General features: G+C 62.4%; 18 protein-coding genes and 1 pseudogene. 3 read left to right on the top strand and 16 right to left on the bottom strand.

Annotated elements, in window-relative coordinates:
• Positions 1 to 2 precede the first annotated feature (2 nt).
• The 8 genes and pseudogenes from cheD to AB4Z20_RS08600 all read right to left on the bottom strand — a co-directional run.
• The gene (gene cheD / locus AB4Z20_RS08635) at positions 3 to 500 is read right to left on the bottom strand and encodes a chemoreceptor glutamine deamidase CheD (RefSeq protein WP_214511959.1); all 498 of its coding nucleotides are present in this window, start codon (positions 498 to 500) and stop codon (positions 3 to 5) included.
• Complete coding sequence (locus AB4Z20_RS08630; protein WP_442089712.1) at positions 497 to 1,333, bottom strand: CheR family methyltransferase; 837 nt, start codon at positions 1,331 to 1,333, stop codon at positions 497 to 499. Before AB4Z20_RS08630 ends, cheD begins: the two co-directional genes overlap by 4 nt.
• Positions 1,330 to 1,866: a chemotaxis protein CheW gene (locus tag AB4Z20_RS08625; RefSeq protein WP_442089711.1), complete on the bottom strand. Its 537-nt coding sequence runs from the start codon at positions 1,864 to 1,866 to the stop codon at positions 1,330 to 1,332. Before AB4Z20_RS08625 ends, AB4Z20_RS08630 begins: the two co-directional genes overlap by 4 nt.
• Positions 1,867 to 1,905: 39 nt before the next feature.
• Positions 1,906 to 3,564 (bottom strand): methyl-accepting chemotaxis protein, encoded by a 1,659-nt coding sequence (locus tag AB4Z20_RS08620; protein ID WP_320388891.1) that lies wholly within the window; start codon positions 3,562 to 3,564, stop codon positions 1,906 to 1,908.
• A 33-nt stretch (positions 3,565 to 3,597) separates the two neighbouring features.
• Complete coding sequence (locus AB4Z20_RS08615; protein ID WP_442089710.1) at positions 3,598 to 5,697, bottom strand: chemotaxis protein CheA; 2,100 nt, start codon at positions 5,695 to 5,697, stop codon at positions 3,598 to 3,600.
• Between the two features lie 39 nt (positions 5,698 to 5,736).
• Complete coding sequence (locus AB4Z20_RS08610; protein ID WP_214511964.1) at positions 5,737 to 6,021, bottom strand: STAS domain-containing protein; 285 nt, start codon at positions 6,019 to 6,021, stop codon at positions 5,737 to 5,739.
• Between the two features lie 15 nt (positions 6,022 to 6,036).
• Positions 6,037 to 6,405, bottom strand: a complete 369-nt coding sequence (locus tag AB4Z20_RS08605; protein WP_003203044.1) for a response regulator — start codon at positions 6,403 to 6,405, stop codon at positions 6,037 to 6,039.
• Between the two features lie 11 nt (positions 6,406 to 6,416).
• A pseudogene (locus tag AB4Z20_RS08600) lies at positions 6,417 to 7,358 on the bottom strand (methyl-accepting chemotaxis protein); the annotation flags it as partial.
• Between the two features lie 780 nt (positions 7,359 to 8,138).
• Here AB4Z20_RS08600 and AB4Z20_RS08595 point away from each other — a divergent pair.
• On the top strand, positions 8,139 to 9,485 hold the full coding sequence (locus AB4Z20_RS08595) for an MATE family efflux transporter (RefSeq protein WP_214511966.1): 1,347 nt from the start codon (positions 8,139 to 8,141) through the stop codon (positions 9,483 to 9,485).
• Between the two features lie 171 nt (positions 9,486 to 9,656).
• On the top strand, positions 9,657 to 10,316 hold the full coding sequence (locus AB4Z20_RS08590; protein WP_442089709.1) for an HAD-IA family hydrolase: 660 nt from the start codon (positions 9,657 to 9,659) through the stop codon (positions 10,314 to 10,316).
• Positions 10,317 to 10,543: 227 nt separating this feature from the next.
• Here AB4Z20_RS08590 and ppnN read toward each other — a convergent pair whose 3' ends face one another.
• Positions 10,544 to 11,917 (bottom strand): nucleotide 5'-monophosphate nucleosidase PpnN, encoded by a 1,374-nt coding sequence (gene ppnN / locus AB4Z20_RS08585; RefSeq protein ID WP_253475930.1) that lies wholly within the window; start codon positions 11,915 to 11,917, stop codon positions 10,544 to 10,546.
• A gap of 217 nt (positions 11,918 to 12,134) precedes the next feature.
• On the opposite strand from ppnN, the gene AB4Z20_RS08580 reads away from it, so the two are divergent.
• Complete coding sequence (locus AB4Z20_RS08580) at positions 12,135 to 12,668, top strand: DUF3087 family protein (protein WP_214511968.1); 534 nt, start codon at positions 12,135 to 12,137, stop codon at positions 12,666 to 12,668.
• Between the two features lie 4 nt (positions 12,669 to 12,672).
• Here AB4Z20_RS08580 and AB4Z20_RS08575 read toward each other — a convergent pair whose 3' ends face one another.
• From AB4Z20_RS08575 to modA, 7 genes are all read right to left on the bottom strand, one after another.
• Complete coding sequence (locus AB4Z20_RS08575; protein ID WP_253475927.1) at positions 12,673 to 13,143, bottom strand: arsenate reductase ArsC; 471 nt, start codon at positions 13,141 to 13,143, stop codon at positions 12,673 to 12,675.
• Between the two features lie 141 nt (positions 13,144 to 13,284).
• Positions 13,285 to 13,464 carry a general stress protein gene (locus AB4Z20_RS08570; RefSeq protein ID WP_003203031.1) on the bottom strand — a complete coding sequence of 60 codons (180 nt, stop codon included), beginning with the start codon at positions 13,462 to 13,464 and terminating at the stop codon, positions 13,285 to 13,287.
• A 128-nt stretch (positions 13,465 to 13,592) separates the two neighbouring features.
• Entirely contained in the window at positions 13,593 to 14,156 is a 564-nt protein-coding gene (locus AB4Z20_RS08565; RefSeq protein ID WP_014337800.1) for an ATP-dependent Clp protease proteolytic subunit, read from the bottom strand.
• 116 nt (positions 14,157 to 14,272) lie between these two features.
• Entirely contained in the window at positions 14,273 to 15,328 is a 1,056-nt protein-coding gene (locus tag AB4Z20_RS08560; protein ID WP_442089708.1) for a DNA topoisomerase IB, read from the bottom strand.
• A gap of 216 nt (positions 15,329 to 15,544) precedes the next feature.
• Positions 15,545 to 16,624, bottom strand: a complete 1,080-nt coding sequence (gene modC / locus AB4Z20_RS08555; protein ID WP_214511971.1) for a molybdenum ABC transporter ATP-binding protein — start codon at positions 16,622 to 16,624, stop codon at positions 15,545 to 15,547.
• 3 nt (positions 16,625 to 16,627) lie between these two features.
• Positions 16,628 to 17,308, bottom strand: coding sequence for a molybdate ABC transporter permease subunit (modB, locus tag AB4Z20_RS08550; protein WP_014337803.1), 681 nt, complete (start codon positions 17,306 to 17,308; stop codon positions 16,628 to 16,630).
• Positions 17,309 to 18,061: a molybdate ABC transporter substrate-binding protein gene (modA, locus tag AB4Z20_RS08545; RefSeq protein ID WP_442089707.1), complete on the bottom strand. Its 753-nt coding sequence runs from the start codon at positions 18,059 to 18,061 to the stop codon at positions 17,309 to 17,311.
• Positions 18,062 to 18,507 lie beyond the last annotated feature (446 nt).

Below are 18,507 nucleotides of genomic sequence, written 5' to 3'. Positions count from 1 at the left end.
AGTCAGTGCCGGGTCCTTATAGGTTGGTGCCTAACCCACACATCGCCGCTGCAAAGGTCGAAGATGATGCTGCGGTGGCCAGTGCTGCCCATGTCCTGGGCGATCAGGTCGAGGCGATAGAGGGCGGCAATTTCCAGCGCGGCATTGACGTTCAGCCGCGCCACATCGCCGTAGGGCACGTGGCGTTGCAGCTCGGGGAACATCTCGCCGCCGCCGAACAGCTTGAGTTGGTAATCCTCGGGTTCGGTGTGGTGGGCCCGGGCCTGGCGGATGAACAGTTCGATGGCTTCGTCGGCATAGAGGCCGTTCAGTGCGGTGGAGCAGCGCACCCGACTGGGCAACATGAAGTGGCACATGGCGCCGATCCTGCGTTCCGGATGCCACAGCGTGATCGCCACGCAAGAACCGAGGATCGTGCGCAGGCGCGTCGGGCAGGTGGCGAAACGAAACTCCCCGGGCGCCAGGTACACCTCGGCCACTTCCCTGATGGCGGCGTTCATGGCTTGCGGTAAATCGATGGCGCCACCAGTTTCAATGCGTCGGACACACCGTTGAGGCTTTCCGAGTGGCTGATGATGAAATACCCGCCGGGCTTGAGTCGGGGGAACAAGCGGGCAACCACTTTGCTTTTGGTGGGCTGGTCGAAATAGATCATGACGTTGCGCAGGAAGATCACATCGAACTCCCCCAGCTCCGGCAAAGTGTCGTTGAGGTTGACCTGGATGAAGTTGACCCGGTTGCGCAATGCCCGGTCGATGAGGAACGTGCCTTGCTGGCTACCGGTGCCCTTGAGGCAATATTTCACCAGCAGCGGCTGGGGCAGGGTGCGGGCACGTTCCATCGGGTAATGCCCGGCGCGCGCCTTGGCCAGCACCTGGCTGCTGATGTCCGAACCGATGACTTCCCAGGGCGTGGTGCCCAGCCCTTCGGCCAGGGTCATGGCCAGGCTGTAGGGCTCTTCCCCCGATGAACTGGCCGCGCTCCACAGGCGAAAGGTCTTGCCCGGTGTCGCGTGGGGCAGCACGTGTTGGCGCAGGAAATCGAAATGCTTGGGCTCGCGGAAAAAGTAGGTCTCGTTGGTCGTCAGCAGATCCAGCGCCACCTGCAACTCATCGGTGCGCTGGCCGTTCATGATCAGCTTGAAATACTCGCCGTAACTGTCCAGCCCATAGTGCTTGAGGCGCTTGAACAAACGCCCGGCCACCAGGGCTTTCTTGGCCTCGGACAGGCTGATGCCGGCGGCCTGGTACAGCCAGGACTGGAACTGGCCGAACTCTCGGTCAGTGAGCGCCTGGGTGTTCAGCGTGCGTTCCTTGCAGCTATCGGCGTTCACGGGGCATCCACTTCCAGCGCACTCGGGCTGGTTTCTGCGAGTTGGGACATTTCGTCGATGGACAGCACGCGGCCCACTTCCAATACGATGACGAACTTGCCATCGACCTTGGCCATGCCACTGATGAAATCGGCACGGATCTTTGCGCCGAAGCTCGGTGGCGGCTCGATCTGCGAGGCCGGGATTTCCAGCACCGCCGACACCGTGTCCACCAGCAGGCCAATGTCCTGGGCCTGGCCGTCGGCGCTGGACGCCTCGATGATCACCACGCAGCTGCGGCGGCTGATCGCCGAATTCGGCCGGCCGAAACGGGCCGACAGGTCCACCACCGGCACGACCGCGCCACGCAGGTTGATCACCCCGCGCACGAAGGCCGGCATCATCGGCACCACGGTCAGGTTGCCGTATTCGATGATTTCCTTGATGCACAGGATGCCGATGGCAAACATCTCCGTGCCGAGCATGAACGTCAGGTATTGCGCTTCTTCCTCGACCGCGAGGGCGGTTTGACGGGTGGTCGCGATGGCGCCCATTGCTTTTTCTCCTTTAAGCAAGCCAGTGGAACCGGGCCATCAGAACCGGGTGAATTCCGATTCGTCCGGGGCGCTGGCCATGTTGTAGGCAAACGCCTTGGGCATGACCGGTGCCGGAGTCCGGGCCGGTTTGCGGCTGGACGGGCCGGGGGTGTTGTCGACCCGAGCGACCTGGACGGCGGATTTGGGCGGCGTGTCCAGGGTGAAGAAACTCATGGCCTGCTGCAGTTGCTCGGCCTGGCTGCTCATTTCCTCGGCGGTGGCGGCCAGTTCTTCGCTGCTGGAGGCGTTTTGCTGGGTCACCTGGTTGAGCTGGGTCATGGCGGTGTTGATCTGCGCCACGCCGGCGGCCTGTTCTTCGGAGGCGGCGCTGATTTCCTGCACCAGGTCCGAGGTCTTGTTGATCGAAGGGACCATCTCGTTGAGCAGGTTCCCGGCCTTCTCGGCCATGTCGACGCTGCTGGACGACAGCTCGCCGATTTCCTGGGCAGCCACCTGGCTGCGTTCGGCCAGCTTGCGCACTTCGGCGGCGACCACCGCGAAGCCTTTGCCGTGTTCACCGGCGCGGGCGGCTTCGATGGCGGCGTTGAGCGCCAGCAGGTTGGTCTGGTAGGCGATGTCGTCGATGATGCTGATGCGCTGGGCGATTTTTTTCATCGCCACCACGGTCTGCTGCACCGATTCGCCGCCGTCGGTGGCTTCCTTGGCGGCCTTGCTGGCCATGCCGTCGGTGACCTTGGCGTTCTCGGTGTTCTGGTTGATGCTGGCGCTCATCTGCTCGATGGAGGCGCTGGTTTCCTCGACGCTGGCCGCCTGTTCGCTGGTGGCCTGGCTCATCGATTGCGCGGTGGCGCTGACTTCTTCGGAGGCGCTGGCCAGGTTGTCCGCCGCGTTGCGCACTTCACCGATGATGTGCGAGAGCTTGCCGACCATGTTCTGCATGGCATTGAGCACCATGCCGGTTTCGTCCTTGGAGCCACTCTCGATTTTGGCGTTCAGGTTGCCTTCGGCCAATTGCTCGGCGACGGTCGCGGCCTGTTTCAATGGGCGGGAGATGATCCGCGAAATGAACAGCGCCAGGCCCAGGCCCACCAGCAGGGCGGCAACCAGCGCGACAATGATCGACAGGCGTGCGTTTTCAAACAGTGCCGTACCACGTTCGCTGGCCGCACCGGCCCCGACATCATTGAGTTCCACCAGCTTTTGCAGGTCGCTGGTTACCAGGTCGAATCGACGCTTGGACTCGCCTTTGAGCAGGGCATGGGCTTGTTCGGTCAGGTTTTGCCGAGACAGTGCAAGCAGGTCCTTGCTCACGGCGAGGTAAGCGTTCCAGTCATTGCGGGTGGTTTCGAACAGTTGACGGTCTTCGGCGTTGGACAGCAGCTTTTCGTAGGTCGCCAGGCGCGTTTCAAAGGCTTTCTTGGCCTCGTCCGCTTCTTGCTCGGTGGTGGCGCGCTCTTGCTCGGAGTCGGCGGTAATGTGGCGGTTTTCCTTGAGACGATAGTTCGCCCCGTAGAAGCGCATGCCCGACGCCGCACGCATCGAAGGCATCCAGTTTTCCCGGATCTCAATGGTGGTGCCGTTCACCTGGCCCAGTTGGATGATCGAGAACACCCCCATGACAGCTGTCAGCGCCAGCACCACAAGAAATGAAGTGATCAGTTTGGTGGCGATTCTAAGATCGTAGAACCATTTCATTGGGAAGTACCTCTCCATGGAATTGCTAAAGCGTCAGCGAGCGTTGGCTTGTTGGAATTGAGTCGGTGTGTAGCGGTTTTCCACTTGGGTGATCTGGGTGAGCAGCGCCGGCACGTCGAGAATCAACGCCACGGCGCCACTGCCCAGGATGGTCGAGCCACTGATGCCGCGAAGGGCGCCAAACAGCTTGCCCAGCGGCTTGATCACGGTCTGGAATTCACCTAGCAAATCATCCACCACCAGCCCGGCCTTGAGTTCGGCGTAGCGCACCACCACCACGTTCTGCCGGCGCGCGGCCGGGCCTTCGTGGCTGAAGTGATCGCGCAGGTAGACCAGCGGCAGCACCTCGCCGCGCAGGTCGAGGTAGCCTTGTTCGCGGCTGGCGAGCCCATCGTCTTCGCTCAGCTCGATGCATTCCTGGACCATGTCCAGCGGAATGACATAGGTCGACTGACCGATGCCCACCAAAAAACCATTGATGATTGCCAAGGTCAGCGGCAGGCGGATGCGCACCACGGTGCCCTTGCCGGGCTGGCTGTCCAGGTCGACGGTGCCGCGCAGCAGGGTGATGTTGCGCTTGACCACGTCCATGCCTACGCCACGCCCCGAAAGGTTGGTCACGGCCTGGGCGGTGGAGAAGCCGGGTTCGAAGATCAGGTTGTAGATTTCCTGGTCGGTCGGGCTCGCGCCGGGTGTTACCAGGCCACGTTCCTGGGCTTTTTCCAGGATCCGGTCGCGGTTCAGGCCGGCGCCATCGTCGGCGATTTCCAGCACGATGCTGCCCGAGTCGTGATAGGCGTTGAGGTGCAGATGCCCCTTGGCCGGCTTACCGGCGGCCAGGCGCGCCTCAGCAGTTTCAATGCCGTGGTCCATGGCGTTGCGCAGCAAGTGCATGAGCGGGTCGCCGATTTTTTCCACCACGGTCTTGTCCAGCTCGGTCTCCGCACCGCTGATGATCAGGTCGATGTCCTTGCCCAGTTCCTGGCTGACATCGCGCACCACCCGGCGGAAGCGGTTGAAGGTTTCGCCGATGGGGATCATGCGCAGGCGCAGGGCGCCGTCGAGAATTTCCTCCACCAGTGACGACACCGTCGAGGTGGATTCCTGCAATGGATCGTTGTTGCAGGTGCGGGCCAGCAGGCTGGCGCCGGCACTGGCGATGACCAGTTCGCCCACGAGGTTGATCAACTCGTCGAGCTTGTCGGCATTGACCCGCACATAGGTGCCGTCCTTGGCCTTGTCGCTGGTCACCGCTTGTTTGTCGCTGGCGATCTGGGCGGGCACGCGCGGGGTCTTGCGCTGGTCGGACAACAACTCGCCGGTGGTGACCAGTGCGGTGTTTTCCTCGGCCGGTTCCGGCGACGTGGCAACCAAGCCAGTGTTTGCCGCGAGGGCGATGTCGTCATCCAGGGCAACGATCTCGATCTCGCAATCTTCGCGGACGAAATCGAATACTTCGTTGATCGCCCCGTGGCTGGCGGTCGAGCGAAATTCGATGTCGAAGCCCAGGTAGCAGGATTCGGCGTCCCAGGCTTCGGCGGCGGGCAGGGCGTCGGTCAAGGTGGTGAGGTCGACGATTTCACCCAGGGTTTGCAGATAGCGCAGGAACGACAGCGGGTCCATGCCGTTGCGGAACACGTCCTGGCCGAAGCGCAGGGAGATGTGCCAGAGGCGCGTTTCGCCGGGTTCGCGGGTGTTGGTTTCAGGGGCTGGCGTCGGGGCCGCAGCGGGCGAGGGCGCCTGGTACTCCTGCAGGATCTGGCACAGTTCCACTTCCCGTTGCAGGGCCGGTGGCGGTAGCGCTCCGCCCTGGTTGGCGGCCACGTTGATCAGTTCCAGCATGTGATCGCTGGACTTGAGCAGTACCGCGATCAGGCCGGCGTCCACCTCGACGCTGCCGTTGCGCAGGCGATCGAGCACGTCTTCGACGATGTGGGTGAAGCTGACAATCGGCTCCAGGCCGAACAATCCGGCCGAACCCTTGATCGTGTGCGCCGCCCGGAAGATCGCGCCAATGGCGTCATCGTCACCGGGGTCGGTTTCCAGTTGCAGCAGCGACTCTTCCATCGCCTGCAACTGTTCCCGTGCCTCGACGATGAAGGTCTGTTGTGCCTGATCGAGATTGATGCTCACGCTCATATCCTTTGTCGTGTCCGACGTATTGCAACAGCCCTAGGCAACCAGGTTGCACAGGGCAAGTGTTTCCGTGACGGCTTTGCTTTGGCCGGTCAATGTCAGTTGGGTGCCGGCCTTGGCGGCCTCGCGCTGTACCATCAGCAGCAGTTGCAGGCCGGCGCCGTCCATCTCGGTGATCTGCGACAGATCAAGGGCCATCCGCGGCGTTGCGCCCAGGTGCGGCAACCATTGCGCGGCCAGGTCGGCGGCGGTGTAGATCGTCAGCTCGCCGTCGATGTGCACCTGGGCGGTGTCATCGTGTGTCTCGTATTGCAACGGCATCGGAGCCTCCGGCGATCAAGGAAGAATCAGCTTGGATACCGCCGCCAGCATTTGCGCCGGCTGGAACGGCTTGACCACCCAGGCCTTGGCTCCGGCGGCCTGGCCTTCCTGTTTCTTCGATTCCTGGGATTCGGTGGTGAGCATGATGATCGGCGTGAACTTGTAGCTGGCCAGCTTCTTGACCTCCTTGACGAAGGTGATGCCGTCCATGTTGGGCATGTTCACGTCACTGATGATCAGGTGCACTTTCTGGCCATTGAGCTTGCCCAGTGCGTCCTTGCCATCGCTGGCTTCGATCACGTCATAGCCGGCACTTTTCAACGCGATGCCGACCACCTGTCGAACGCTCGCGGAGTCGTCGACAACCAATACACTTTTAGCCATGAACGGCGCTCCTAAAAGAAGGTAATTTCCTGTGAAGTCTGTTGCGCGCTCGAGTCGCCGTGGTGATTACGGCGTTGCTCGTCGGTGGCGTAGGTGGTTTCCATGCGCGCCAACCATTGGCGGGCGTCGATGGAAACAGCCTGTTCGGGCGACTGGTTGGCCTGCTGCATGTGCACATGCAGGTCCTCGATGTTGTCGCGCACGTGGCTGAGGATCTGGCTGACCCGATCCTGGAATTGCAGGCTGACCAGCACCTCGGTGAGTTCATCGCGGATGCCGAAGCTCTCGCGCTGCAGCATGTCGGCCGAGTCGGCCAAGCTGCCGGTGACACTCTTGAAGCGCTCCAGCACCTGCTGGATGCTTTGCTCGGAGGCAGTGACCGAATGGCTGTCCTGGTCCGCGCCGCTGGAGGCGGCATGCACCAGTTGGGTGATGGCGGTGTTGATGATGTCGACCTTGGCCGACATCTGCTGGCCGGTCTCGCTGGACTTGCTCGAGAGACTGCGCACGGCGTCGGCCACCACGGCAAACCCACGCCCGGCCTCGCCGGCACGGGCGGCTTCGATGGCGGCGTTGAGGGCCAGCAGGTTGGTCTGCGCGGCAATCGCCGCGACATCGGCGGCCATGGTCCGCAGCTCGCCGGTATAGGCCGTCAGGTTGCGTACCTGGGCCAGGGTTTCATCGCGGCTGGCCTGGGTGGCCTTCAGCGAATCGATGACCTTGACCAGTTCACTTTCGCTCTTGGCCAGCACCTGCACGGCTCCGCCACTGCTGCTGCCGGCCAACTCACCGGCGGCCAGTTGCGAGGCTTGCACGGTTTCTTCCAGGCGCGAAGAAATGCCGGTGAAGCGGCTGGTCAGCGAGACGATTGCGGTTTCGGTCTGCTGTCGGGAGCTTTCGACCTGCTTGGCCCAGATCGGCATGGCACCAAGAATGACTTCGTTGAGTTGCTCGCGGGTTTTATTGGCCAGGTGCTCGCCGGCTTGCAGGTCGTGGCGGGCCATGGCGGCGGCGATGGCGCTGTCGAACTGCCGGCGTTGCGAACGCGCACCCCATACGCCGGCACCGACGCCTGCGGCCAGGATCGCCACACTCAAACCGATGTTTTGTGCGCTCGCACCATTGAGCGCCAGCACGCCGATGCTCGCGGCAACGGCCACCAGCACGGCATTCCAGAGGATGCGGGGTTGGGCTTGGGAAAGGGAATGACCGTGAGAGTACGACGTCATGGTTCGGTCCTTGAACAGTGTTGCTAACAGGTTATTTGCGAATAACTGGTTATCTGCGACCCCTACTCGGACTTTAAGACCGGCTGTCCGATACCGGTATTGCTGTAGGCATTGGCCTACACAGCGCGTGGCACTGTGCTACTTCAGATTAGACGCAGTCTGTGAAATGTCGAATGCACCCGACGAAGGTATAAGCCACATGGCGAGGGCGATGGCGCACGGGCCTTTGTGGATGGCGCACCGGCCTTTGTGGCGAGGGAGCTTGCTCCCGCGCGGCTCTGTAGGAGCTGCCGAAGTCTGCGATCTTTTGATCGTTCACTTGCGACTCAACTGGCCTTGGGAAGATCGCAGTCTCGCTTCGCTCGGCAGCTCCTACAATGCAGCCCAGCGGGAGCAAGCTCCCTCGCCACAAAGGCCGGTGCGCGCTGATTCTTCTGAAACAGACTGAATGGATTGCGCTAAATTACCCCGCATTGGATTTTCGAACCTGCCATCAGAGCCCCCATGCCCACCCAGCCCCTCTGGAAAACCTATCTCCTGTTCCTGGCCCCCATGGTCCTGTCCAATTTCCTGCAGTCCATGTCTGGCACATTCAACAGCATCTACATCGGCCAGATGCTCGGTACCCAGGCCTTGGCGGCGGTGTCGGGCATGTTTCCCATCGTGTTTTTCTTTATCGCCTTGGTGATTGGCCTCGGCGCGGGGGCGGGGGTGTTGATCGGGCAGGCCTACGGTGCCGGAGAAACCGGCACGGTGAAGGCGATTGCCGGTTCGACGTTGTTGTTGGGGGCGATCATCGGCCTGACGGCGGCGGTGCTTGGCAGTGTCTTTGCGCGTCAGGCGTTGCAGGGGCTCGGCACGCCGGCCGATGTGCTGGAGGACGCCGTTTCCTATGCCCGGGTCATGATGTGGATCCTGCCGATGTTGCTGGTATTTGTGCTGTTTACCCAGCTGCTGCGCGGGGTGAGCGATACGGTGTCACCGATGTTGGCGCTGCTGATTTCCACCAGTGTCGGGCTGCTGCTCACGCCGGCATTGATTCGTGGCTGGCTGGGGTTGCCGCCGATGGGCATCCAGAGCGCGGCGCTGGCGGGGTTGGTGGGGACGGCCTCGGCCATGGCCATGCTGGCGTGGCGCCTGAACCGTCGCGAGCATGCCCTGGCACCGGACCGGGCGTTGTTCGCGGCGATGCGCCTGGACACGGAGATCCTTGGCAAAGTGCTGCGCATTGGCTTGCCCACCGGGTTGCAGATGGTGGTGATCTCGTTGTCCGAGTTGGTCATCCTGACGCTGGTCAATAGCCATGGCTCCCAGGCCACGGCGGCCTACGGCGCGGTGACGCAGATCGTCAACTACGTGCAGTTTCCGGCGCTGTCGATCGCCATCACCGCTTCGATCCTCGGCGCCCAGGCCATCGGTGCCGGACGCCTGGAGCGCCTGGGGCCGATCCTGCGCACGGGGTTGTTGATCAACCTCTGGCTTACCGGTGGGCTGGTGGTCCTGGGTTATCTGTTGTCCCACTGGCTGCTGGGGTTGTTCATCACCGATCCGGCGGCACGGGTCCAGGCCGAACACCTGCTGCACATCATGCTCTGGAGCCTGCTGGTGTTCGGCTTCCAGGCGATCGTCGGCGGCATCATGCGCGCCAGCGGCACGGTGCTGGTGCCGGTCGCCATCTCGATCTTCTGCATCGTCGCCGTGCAAGTGCCGGCGGCGTATCTGCTGGACGCTCACTTCGGGCTGCAAGGGGTGTGGATGGCGTTCCCGGTGGCCTACTTGAGCATGCTGCTGTTGCAGACGCTGTACTACAAGCGGGTGTGGCAGCATCAGTCGATCGAGCGGCTGGTGTAACCCACCCACCACTAAACCCTGTGGGAGCGAGCTTGCTCGCGATAGCGCCGGCACATCCAGCATCGATGCAAGCTGACCCACCGCTATCGCGAGCAAGCTCGCTCCCACAGGGGATTGGGTTCTGGCGATGTTACAGTGGCCATCACCCGCCACGCCGCCACCGAGGATCCGATGCCTGCCAGTCTCCCCACCCACATTGCCTACCGCGCCTTCCTGTTCGACATGGACGGCACTCTGCTCAATTCCATCGCCGCCGCCGAGCGGATCTGGACGCGCTGGGCCCTGCGCCATGGCGTGGACGTGGCGACGTTCCTGCCGACGATCCATGGCGTGCGCGCCATCGACACCATCGCCCGCCAGCGCTTGCCGGGGGTGGATGCCCAGGCCGAGGCCGAGCAGATTACCCGCGAGGAAATCGAAGACGTTGAAGGGGTGGTGCAGGTGCTCGGTGCGCAGGCCTTTCTGAACAGCCTGCCGCCAGAGCGCTGGGCAATCGTCACCTCAGCGCCCATGGCATTGGCCTTGCGCCGCATGGAAGCCGCCGCAATTCCACGCCCTTTGGTCATGGTCACGGCCGAAGACGTCAGCGACGGCAAGCCCAACCCCGCCTGCTATCGCCTGGCCGCCGAGCGCTTGCAAGTGGCACCGCAGGAATGCCTGGTCTTTGAAGACGCAGAGGCGGGCATCCAGGCAGGCGAGGCGGCCGAGGCGGATGTGCTGGTGGTGACGGCGACGCATACGCACCCGGTGGTCACCCTTCATCCGCAGATCAAGGATTACCTTGGGCTCGGCATTGAAGTGGATGAAGCCGGCCTGATGCGGATTCAGTAATCACACGATCCCCTAATCACAATCCCCTGTGGGAGCGCGCCTGTGGGAGCAAAGCTTGCTCGCGATAGCGTCGTCACAGACAACACCTCTGTTGGCTTTAAAACCGCTATCGCGAGCAAGCTTTGCTCCCACATTGGATCTGCGGTGGTCTTCGATTTTTCGGCCACTAAAGATCCCCTGTGGGAGCAAGCTTTGCACCCACATTGGATTTGTGGTCCTCAGATAGGTCAGGTCACCACGCGATAGCACGGCACATACGCCGCGCCACCCGGCAGTTTCATGCGGTGCTGGGCGACGAAGGCCTGGAGCAGGCGGTCGAGGGGTTCCATGATGGCGGTGTCGCCGTGGATTTCGTACGGGCCGTGTTCTTCGATCAGGCGGATGCCCTTGTCCTTGACGTTACCGGCCACGATCCCCGAGAACGCCCGGCGCAGGTTGGCGGCCAGCTCGTGGGCAGGCAGGTCGCGGCTCAGGCCCAGGCTGGCCATGTTGGCGTGGGTCGGGTCGAACGGGCGCTGGAAGCCCTCGTCGATCTTCAGCAGCCAGTTGAAGTGGAAGGCGTCGTTGCGCTCGCGGCGGAACTGCTTGACCTCCTTGAGCCCCTGGGTCATCTGCCGCGCCACTTCGGCCGGGTCGTCGATGATGATCTGATAGTGCTTCTGCGCCGCCTCACCCAGGGTTGCACCGACAAACGCATGCAATTGATCGAGGTACGGCGCGGCGCTTTTCGGCCCGGTGAGAACCACCGGGAACGGCAGGTCCTGGTTGGCCGGGTGCATCAGGATACCCAGCAGGTAGAGGAACTCTTCCGCCGTACCAGCGCCACCTGGGAAGATGATGATGCCGTGACCGACACGTACGAAAGCCTCGAGGCGTTTCTCGATGTCCGGCAGGATCACCAGCTCATTGACGATCGGGTTCGGCGCCTCGGCGGCGATGATGCCCGGTTCCGTCAGGCCCAGGTAGCGACCGCCGTGGATGCGCTGCTTGGCATGGGCAATGGTGGCGCCTTTCATCGGGCCTTTCATCACGCCAGGGCCGCAACCGGTGCAGATGTCCAGGCTGCGCAGGCCCAGTTCGTGGCCGACTTTCTTGGTGTATTTGTATTCTTCGGTGTTGATCGAGTGACCGCCCCAGCACACGACGATTTTCGGCTCCACGCCTGGACGCAAGGTGCGGGCGTTGCGCAGCAGGTGGAACACGTAGTCGCTGATGCCCTGGGACGAGCTGAGGTCGATGCGCTGGCTGTCCAGCTCGTTCTCGGTGTAGACGATATCGCGCAGGGCGCTGAACAGCATTTCCCGGGTGCTGGCGATCATTTCGCCGTCGACGAACGCGTCGGCCGGCGCGTTCAGCAGCTCCAGGCGCACGCCCCGGTCCTGCTGGTGAATACGGATCTCGAAGTCCTTGTAGGCTTCCAGGATGGTCTTGGCGTTATCAACATGGGCGCCGGTGTTGAGGATGGCCAGGGCGCACTGGCGGAAGAGGGTATAGATACTGCCGGAACCGGCTTCGCTCAATTGCTGGACTTCGCGCTGGGACAAGGTCTCCAGGCTGCCTTTGGGGCTTACCGAGGCGTTGATTACATGTCTTTGAGTCATTCAGCTTTCCTTGAAAACGATGCCATGCACACAACGACGGCATCTTGAAAAAAACGTCCACGCAGAAAGATCGCACGATCCTTGCGCTATCGCCATGGACTTTGATCCGGACCCGGCGAGTCGGTGGCGCTACAAAATGAGCCCCAGCATAGCTAATTCGACCGGGCAGGCGATAATGCGTGACTCTTTTGATGCCGTACAAGGAAATTGCACCGCGATGTTCGAGATCAAACCGTGGGATGGCGACACGTACCGCAAGCAGACTCGCCGCAGCACCCTGATCATCGCAGTGGTGTTCCTGGCCCTGGCGATGCTGCTGTCCAGCCTGAGCGTAATGCTGCTGGGCACGCCCGGGGGCGATAACTTTCGTTTCAATCTCGGCGGGGTGATTGTCGCGGTGCTGGCGATGGCTGCGCTGATGCGCCTGTATTTCTGGTCGCAGCCGTGGATGGCCGCTGCCGTGTACGGCTGGCAGCTCAAGCGCAGCCTGATGAAAATCACCAACGTGATGCACCAGGTGACAGCTGGCGTGCAGGCCCAGGACCCCATCGCCATGAAGCTGCTGCGTTTCTATCACCTGGGGCTGGCCCAGATGCATCAGCTGGACGCCAACTCCAGCGCCCAGGGCTCCCTGGCGCGAGAGGCCGACGCGCACCTGGCGAAGATGCAGGCGCTGGGCCTGGACACCGAACAGTCGCGCCTGGAGGCGAGCTGGATCGAGACGGTGAAGCAGGCCTATCGCGCAGGTTGAGCGGTCAAAGGGTGCCGATGCGGTCGAGTTCGGCTTTCAGGGCCTGGGCATCGAGCTGGTCGAAGGGCAGGGCGAAAAAGGCCCGGCAGCGGCTTTCGATACGATCCAGGGTGGCATGGAAGGCCTGGCCGATCTGATCGTCGCTGCCTCTGACGTTCGATGGATCGACCAGGCCCCAGTGGGCCTTGATGGCCGGGCCGAAGTACACCGGACACGCATCGCGGGCGGCGCTGTCGCACACGGTGATGACGATGTCCGGCGGGCTGTCCTCGAACGCGTCGTTACCCTTGCTGCGCAAGCCTTTTATGCTGATACCGGCTTCTTGCAAGGTGCTCAGGCTGCGCGGCAGCACGTGGCCCTTGGGGAAACTGCCGGCACTGACGGCCTCGAACCCGGCGGGGGCCAGATGGTTGAACATCGCTTCGCTGAGAATGCTGCGGCAACTGTTGGCTGTGCACATGAAGAGGACTTTCATCGATCGGCTCCGATAAGCGCAAGGTTGGGCTGCGCCGGAGTATATGCGGACAATCGAATATATGGAATTTCGTATTTGTAGCGAGGGCGAGAGCGGATAGCGCCGGGGCGCAGTACGTCTGCGCCCCAACGATCTGGGTGGTTACGATTTTCTGCCGCCGCCTTGGCTGCGTTCGCTACCTTTGTTACCGGCTCCAGTGCCTTTTTGCCGGTCGTTGGCAACGTTGCCGCCCGACGCCTGTCCGCCTTTCTTGCCGGCTTCCGATGCTTTTTCACGATCATTTGCGAAGTTGCCTGGGTTTTTGTTTCCGCTACTGGCCATTTTCGAGAATCCTCATTTTTGGTTGAGCGAGCAACGTGCCTCGCATTAGTTGGGAAAGAAATTGGCCGGGGGAAGTTTAAAAAAAAACCGCTTGCTGGCGACGAATGGTCGGCCGCCCGACTTCACTTCTAATCCTCGCCGCCGCTGACTTTCCAATGCTTGGCATCTGCCGGGAATACCACTTGCTCGACCCGATGGGCAATGCCGAAAGCCAGGGAGTTTTCCGCCGGAATCACCCGCTCTTCGGCGCACAGGCATTTGAAGATATCCAGCTGCGTCGCCGCGCCAGCGGTTTCCTTGACGTAGATTTCCACGTAGCGCGCCACGTCGTTGTCCAGGCTGGACAGGTACTCGCGCAAGCGTGAGTGGTCCACGGATTTCTGGCCGAAGTACCAGTTCATCGGATGAATCAGGAACCGCGAATGCGGGGTGGTGGTGCGGTCGCTGGCGGCCAGGTACATGACGATGCCCATCGACTCGATGTTGCCGGCGTTCACCGCACGTACCGGTACCGGCAGGGACTTGATGAAGGTGTAGAGGGTGAAACCGAAGTTGGTACTGCCGCCGACTGTGGAGAGATTGAGCATCAGCGAGTCGGCGCCTTTCTCAATGGCCTCCAGGCAGTTGTCGCGAAAGCGTTCGGTGGTGCCCTGATCGATCTGGCAATGAAAATGGACAATGTGTTCGGACATCTGAAACTCCTGTCGACTTCACCCTTTGAAGTGCCTGCGGATCGGCTGTGCCGTACAGTTGGGAGTCCAGCGGTCTGCGGATGTTCCTCATCCGTGGCTGGCTGCCGGTGAGCGCATCAAGCCGGTTGCTGTTGTTCGCATTTCTGGGCGGCTTGGGTCATGCGCTGCAGAAATAGCGTCAGCCCGGCTTCTTCTGCGCTGAGGCCTTTACGTGCCCGGGGTTTGGGCAACTGGGTCAGGGCACCGAGCAGGAACCCCTCCACCACCGCAGGATGAATGTAGCACTTGCGACAGACGGTCGGCGTGTTGCCCAGCTGTCGGGCGACTTGCCTGACCATCTCGGCGACATGCCTTTTGGCCTCGCTTTCGGTTTCCCAGCGCAGCGTCCGCAACCCGGCCAGAGCGGCAGCACTGCCGGCCCAGGTGCGGTAGTCCTTGGCGGTGAAGTCAGCGCCAGTGAGGGTCTTGAGGTAGGCGTTGATGTCCGAAGAACTGATGGCGTGGCGCTCGCCGTGTTCGTCCAGGTACTGGAACAGATTTTGCCCGGGGATCTCCTGGCAGCGCTTGATGATCCGCGCCAGGCGCCGGTCCTTCACGGTGATCTGGTGCTCGATGCCGCTCTTGCCGCGGAACTGGAAGGCGATGGCGCTGCCGTTGACCTCGACATGCTTGTTGCGCAGGGTCGTCAGGCCATAGGAGCGATTGTCCCGGGCGTATTGGCTGTTGCCGACGCGGATCAGGGTCACGTCCAGCAGGGTGATGACCGTGGCCATGACTTTGTCGCGGCTGAACCCGGGCGTGGCGAGGATTTCCTCCAAGCGTTTGCGCAAGCGCGGCAGGGCTCGTCCGAATTCCAGCATCCGCGAATACTTGTCCGCATCACGGACCTCACGCCAGCGCGCGTGGTAACGGTACTGTTTGCGCCCGCGGGCATCGCGCCCGGTGGCCTGGAGATGGCCGCGCGGGTCGGTGCAGATCCAGACATCGGTGTAGGCCGGCGGCACCGCCAGGGCATTGATGCGTTGGATCTCGGCCGCGTCGGTGATGCGCTGGCCCTGCGGGTCGAAATACCAGAATTGGTCCCGTCGCTTTTTGCGGGTGATGCCCGGGGCCGTGTCATCGACATAATGCAGGTCGGTCGGCAGTGCATCCGGCGGCAGGGTGTCGGGCATGAAAAGAGTCCTTGGCAACGAATCCGGTGGCCTGTGAATTCATTGACCGCAGGCTGTTGCCGTCGTGCCAAGATTCTGAGGCTGCCGCCGCCGAACCTGTGGGAGCGAGCTTGCTCGCGATGGCGCCGGCACATTCAACCTTTATGCAAGCTGACTCACCGCTATCGCGAGCAAGCTCGCTCCCACAGGTTTGGGGTCACCTGAGAAGCCCGAATCCTACGCCAACACCGCCACCGCCTTGATCTGCGCCCATAACACCTGCCCTGGATGCAATTTCAGCTGATCGCGCGAATAGCGGGTGATGCGCGCCAGCAGCGGGGTGCCGGCGGCTTCCAGGCGGATCAGCACATGGGCGGCGTTGTCGGCCGCCTGTTCGCTGACCACGGTGACCGGCAGGCGATTGAGGATGCTGGTCTGGGCATCGTTCGCCAGGCTGAGGCTGACATCCCGGGCCTGGACCTTGAAACGCAGCGGCTGGCCGAGGGCCAGGGATGTGTGGGCCACGCGGACGTTCAATTGGCTGTCGGGCAGATTCAGGGTCAGCAATTGATAAGCCGGGTCATAACCGCTGACCTTGCCCTCGATCACCACTCCGGCGTCATCCCCCAGGGCCAATGGCAGGTCGAGCCGGGCCAGGGTTTCGCCGATCGGCCCACTGGCTAGCGCGCGGCCGCCGTCGAGCAGCACGATATGATCGGCCAGGCGCGCCACTTCGTCCTGGGAATGGCTGACATACAGCACCGGGATGTCCAGCTCATCGTGGAGCCGTTGCAGGTACGGCAGGATTTCGTTTTTGCGCCGGGTATCGAGGGCCGCCAGCGGCTCATCCATCAGCAGCAGTTGCGGGCTGGTGAGCAGGGCGCGGGCGATGCCCACCCGTTGGCGTTCGCCGCCGGACAGGTTGTGCGGCTGCCGATCGAGCAAGTGCCCGATGCCCAGCAGTTCGGTCGCCTGTTGCATGTCCACCCGCCGTTGTGCCGGCGCGATGCGCTTGAGGCCGAACGCCAGGTTGGCCCGTACCGACAGATGGGCGAACAGGCTTGCCTCCTGGAACACATACCCCACCGACCGTTTATGGGGCGGCACGAACACGCCGTGCTCACTGTCTTGCCAGACTTGGCCGTTGACCTCGATAAAACCCCGGGCCGGCCGCTCCAACCCGGCAATGCAGCGCAGGCAGGTGGTTTTGCCGGAACCGGAAGGCCCGTACAGGGCGGTCACGCCACGGCCCGGCAGTTGCACATCCAGGTCCAGGGAAAAAGCCCCGTGGTCGAGCTGAAAACGCGCGTGAATCATCGATCAGCTCCAACCGGCACGGGTTCGACGGCTGGAGTACAGCGCCAGCAGCACCAGGAATGAAAACACCAGCATCGCCGCGGCCAGCCAGTGGGCCTGGGCATATTCCAAGGCTTCGACATGGTCGTAGATCTGCACCGACACCACCCGGGTTTTCTCCGGGATATTGCCGCCGATCATCAGCACCACGCCGAATTCGCCGACGGTGTGGGCAAAGCCGAGAATCGCCGCGGTGATGAAGCCGGGGCGGGCCAGGGGCAGGATGACGCTGAAAAACGTATCCCAAGGCCCGGCCCGCAGGGTGGCGGCGACTTCCAGGGGGCGACTGCCGATGGCGGCAAAGGCGTTCTGCAACGGCTGCACCACAAACGGCATGGAATAGATCACCGAGCCGATCACCAGCCCGGTGAAGCTGAAGGTGAGGGTGCCCAACCCGAGGGCTTGGGTGAACTGGCCGATCCAGCCGTTCGGCCCCAACGCCAGCAACAGGTAAAAACCGATCACCGTGGGCGGCAGCACCAACGGCAACGCCACCACCGCACCCACCGGCCCGCGCAGCCAGGAGCGGGTGCGCGACAGCCATAAAGCGATGGGCGTGCCGATGAGCAGCAGGATCACCGTGGTCAATGACGCCAGTTTCAGGGTCAGCCAGATGGCGGCATAGTCGGCGCTGGTCAGTGGCATTTAGCGTTGGTAACCGTAGGTTTGGATGATGGCGGCGGCTTTCGGGCCCTTGAGGTAATCCACCAGGGCCGCGGCAGCGGGGTTGTCCCGGCCCTTGTTGAGAATCACCGCGTCCTGTTTGATCGGGTCGTGCAGTTCAGCCGGGACGATCCACGCCGAGCCGCCCGTGACCTTGCCGTCCTTGTACACCTGGGACAAGGCGACGAAACCGAGTTCAGCGTTACCGGTGGAGACGAATTGATAGGCCTGGGTGATGTTCTGGCCTTCGACGAGCTTGCTTTTCACCTGCGCGCTCAAGCCGAGCTTGTCCAGCACCTGGATCGCGGCCAGGCCGTAGGGTGCGGCTTTCGGGTTGGCGATGGACAGGTGCTGGAAGTCGTTGCGCTTGAGCACCTGGCCCTGGCTGTCGACATAACCGTCCTTGGCTGACCACAGCGCCAGGGTGCCGACCGCGTAGGTGAAACGCGAGCCCTTGACGGTGTCACCTTCGCTTTCGAGTTTGGCCGGGGTGGTGTCGTCGGCGGCGAGGAAGACTTCGAATGGCGCGCCGTTCTTGATCTGGGTGTAGAACTGCCCGGTGGCCCCGTAAGCCGCCACGAGCTTGTGCCCGGTGTCTTTTTCGAAATCGGCGGCGATGGCCTGGATCGGCGCGGTGAAATTGGCAGCGACCGCCACCTGCACCTCAGCGGCCTGGACGGCGCCAATGGCAAAGAACGTGGTCAGCAGCAACGGTGCGAAACGGGTGAGGGGCATGGGTGAGGCTCCGTGGGGTCAGGTTCGCTATATACCGGAATATATAGCGAATGACCGACAAACGGAACGCGGCATTTTGCCTGGGGAGTGTGGATGCAGGGGCTGGCCCCATCGCGAGCAGGCTCGCTCCCACAGAGTTCTGTGGTGAACATAAATCCTGCTGCCACCTCAGGCCCCCTGTGGTGTACCCGGATGTGCCGGTTGCCCCCTATTCCCTGTGGGAGCCAAGCTTGCTCGCGATGACGGTGGGTCAGCTTGCATCCATTTTGAATGTGCTACCGCTATCGCGAGCAAGCTCGGCTCCCACAGGTCCAGTGGTGTACCCGGATGTGCCGGTTGCCCCCTATTTCCTGTGGGAGCCAAGCTTGCTCGCGATGAAGGTGGGTCAGCTTGCATCCATTTTGAATGTGCTACCGCTATCGCGAGCAAGCTCAGCTCCCCCAGGT

It is taken from the genome of Pseudomonas sp. KB_12 (genome assembly GCF_052114545.1).
Taxonomy (GTDB): Bacteria; Pseudomonadota; Gammaproteobacteria; order Pseudomonadales; family Pseudomonadaceae; genus Aquipseudomonas; species Aquipseudomonas brassicacearum.
This window is presented reverse-complemented; position numbering and strand designations above follow the sequence as displayed.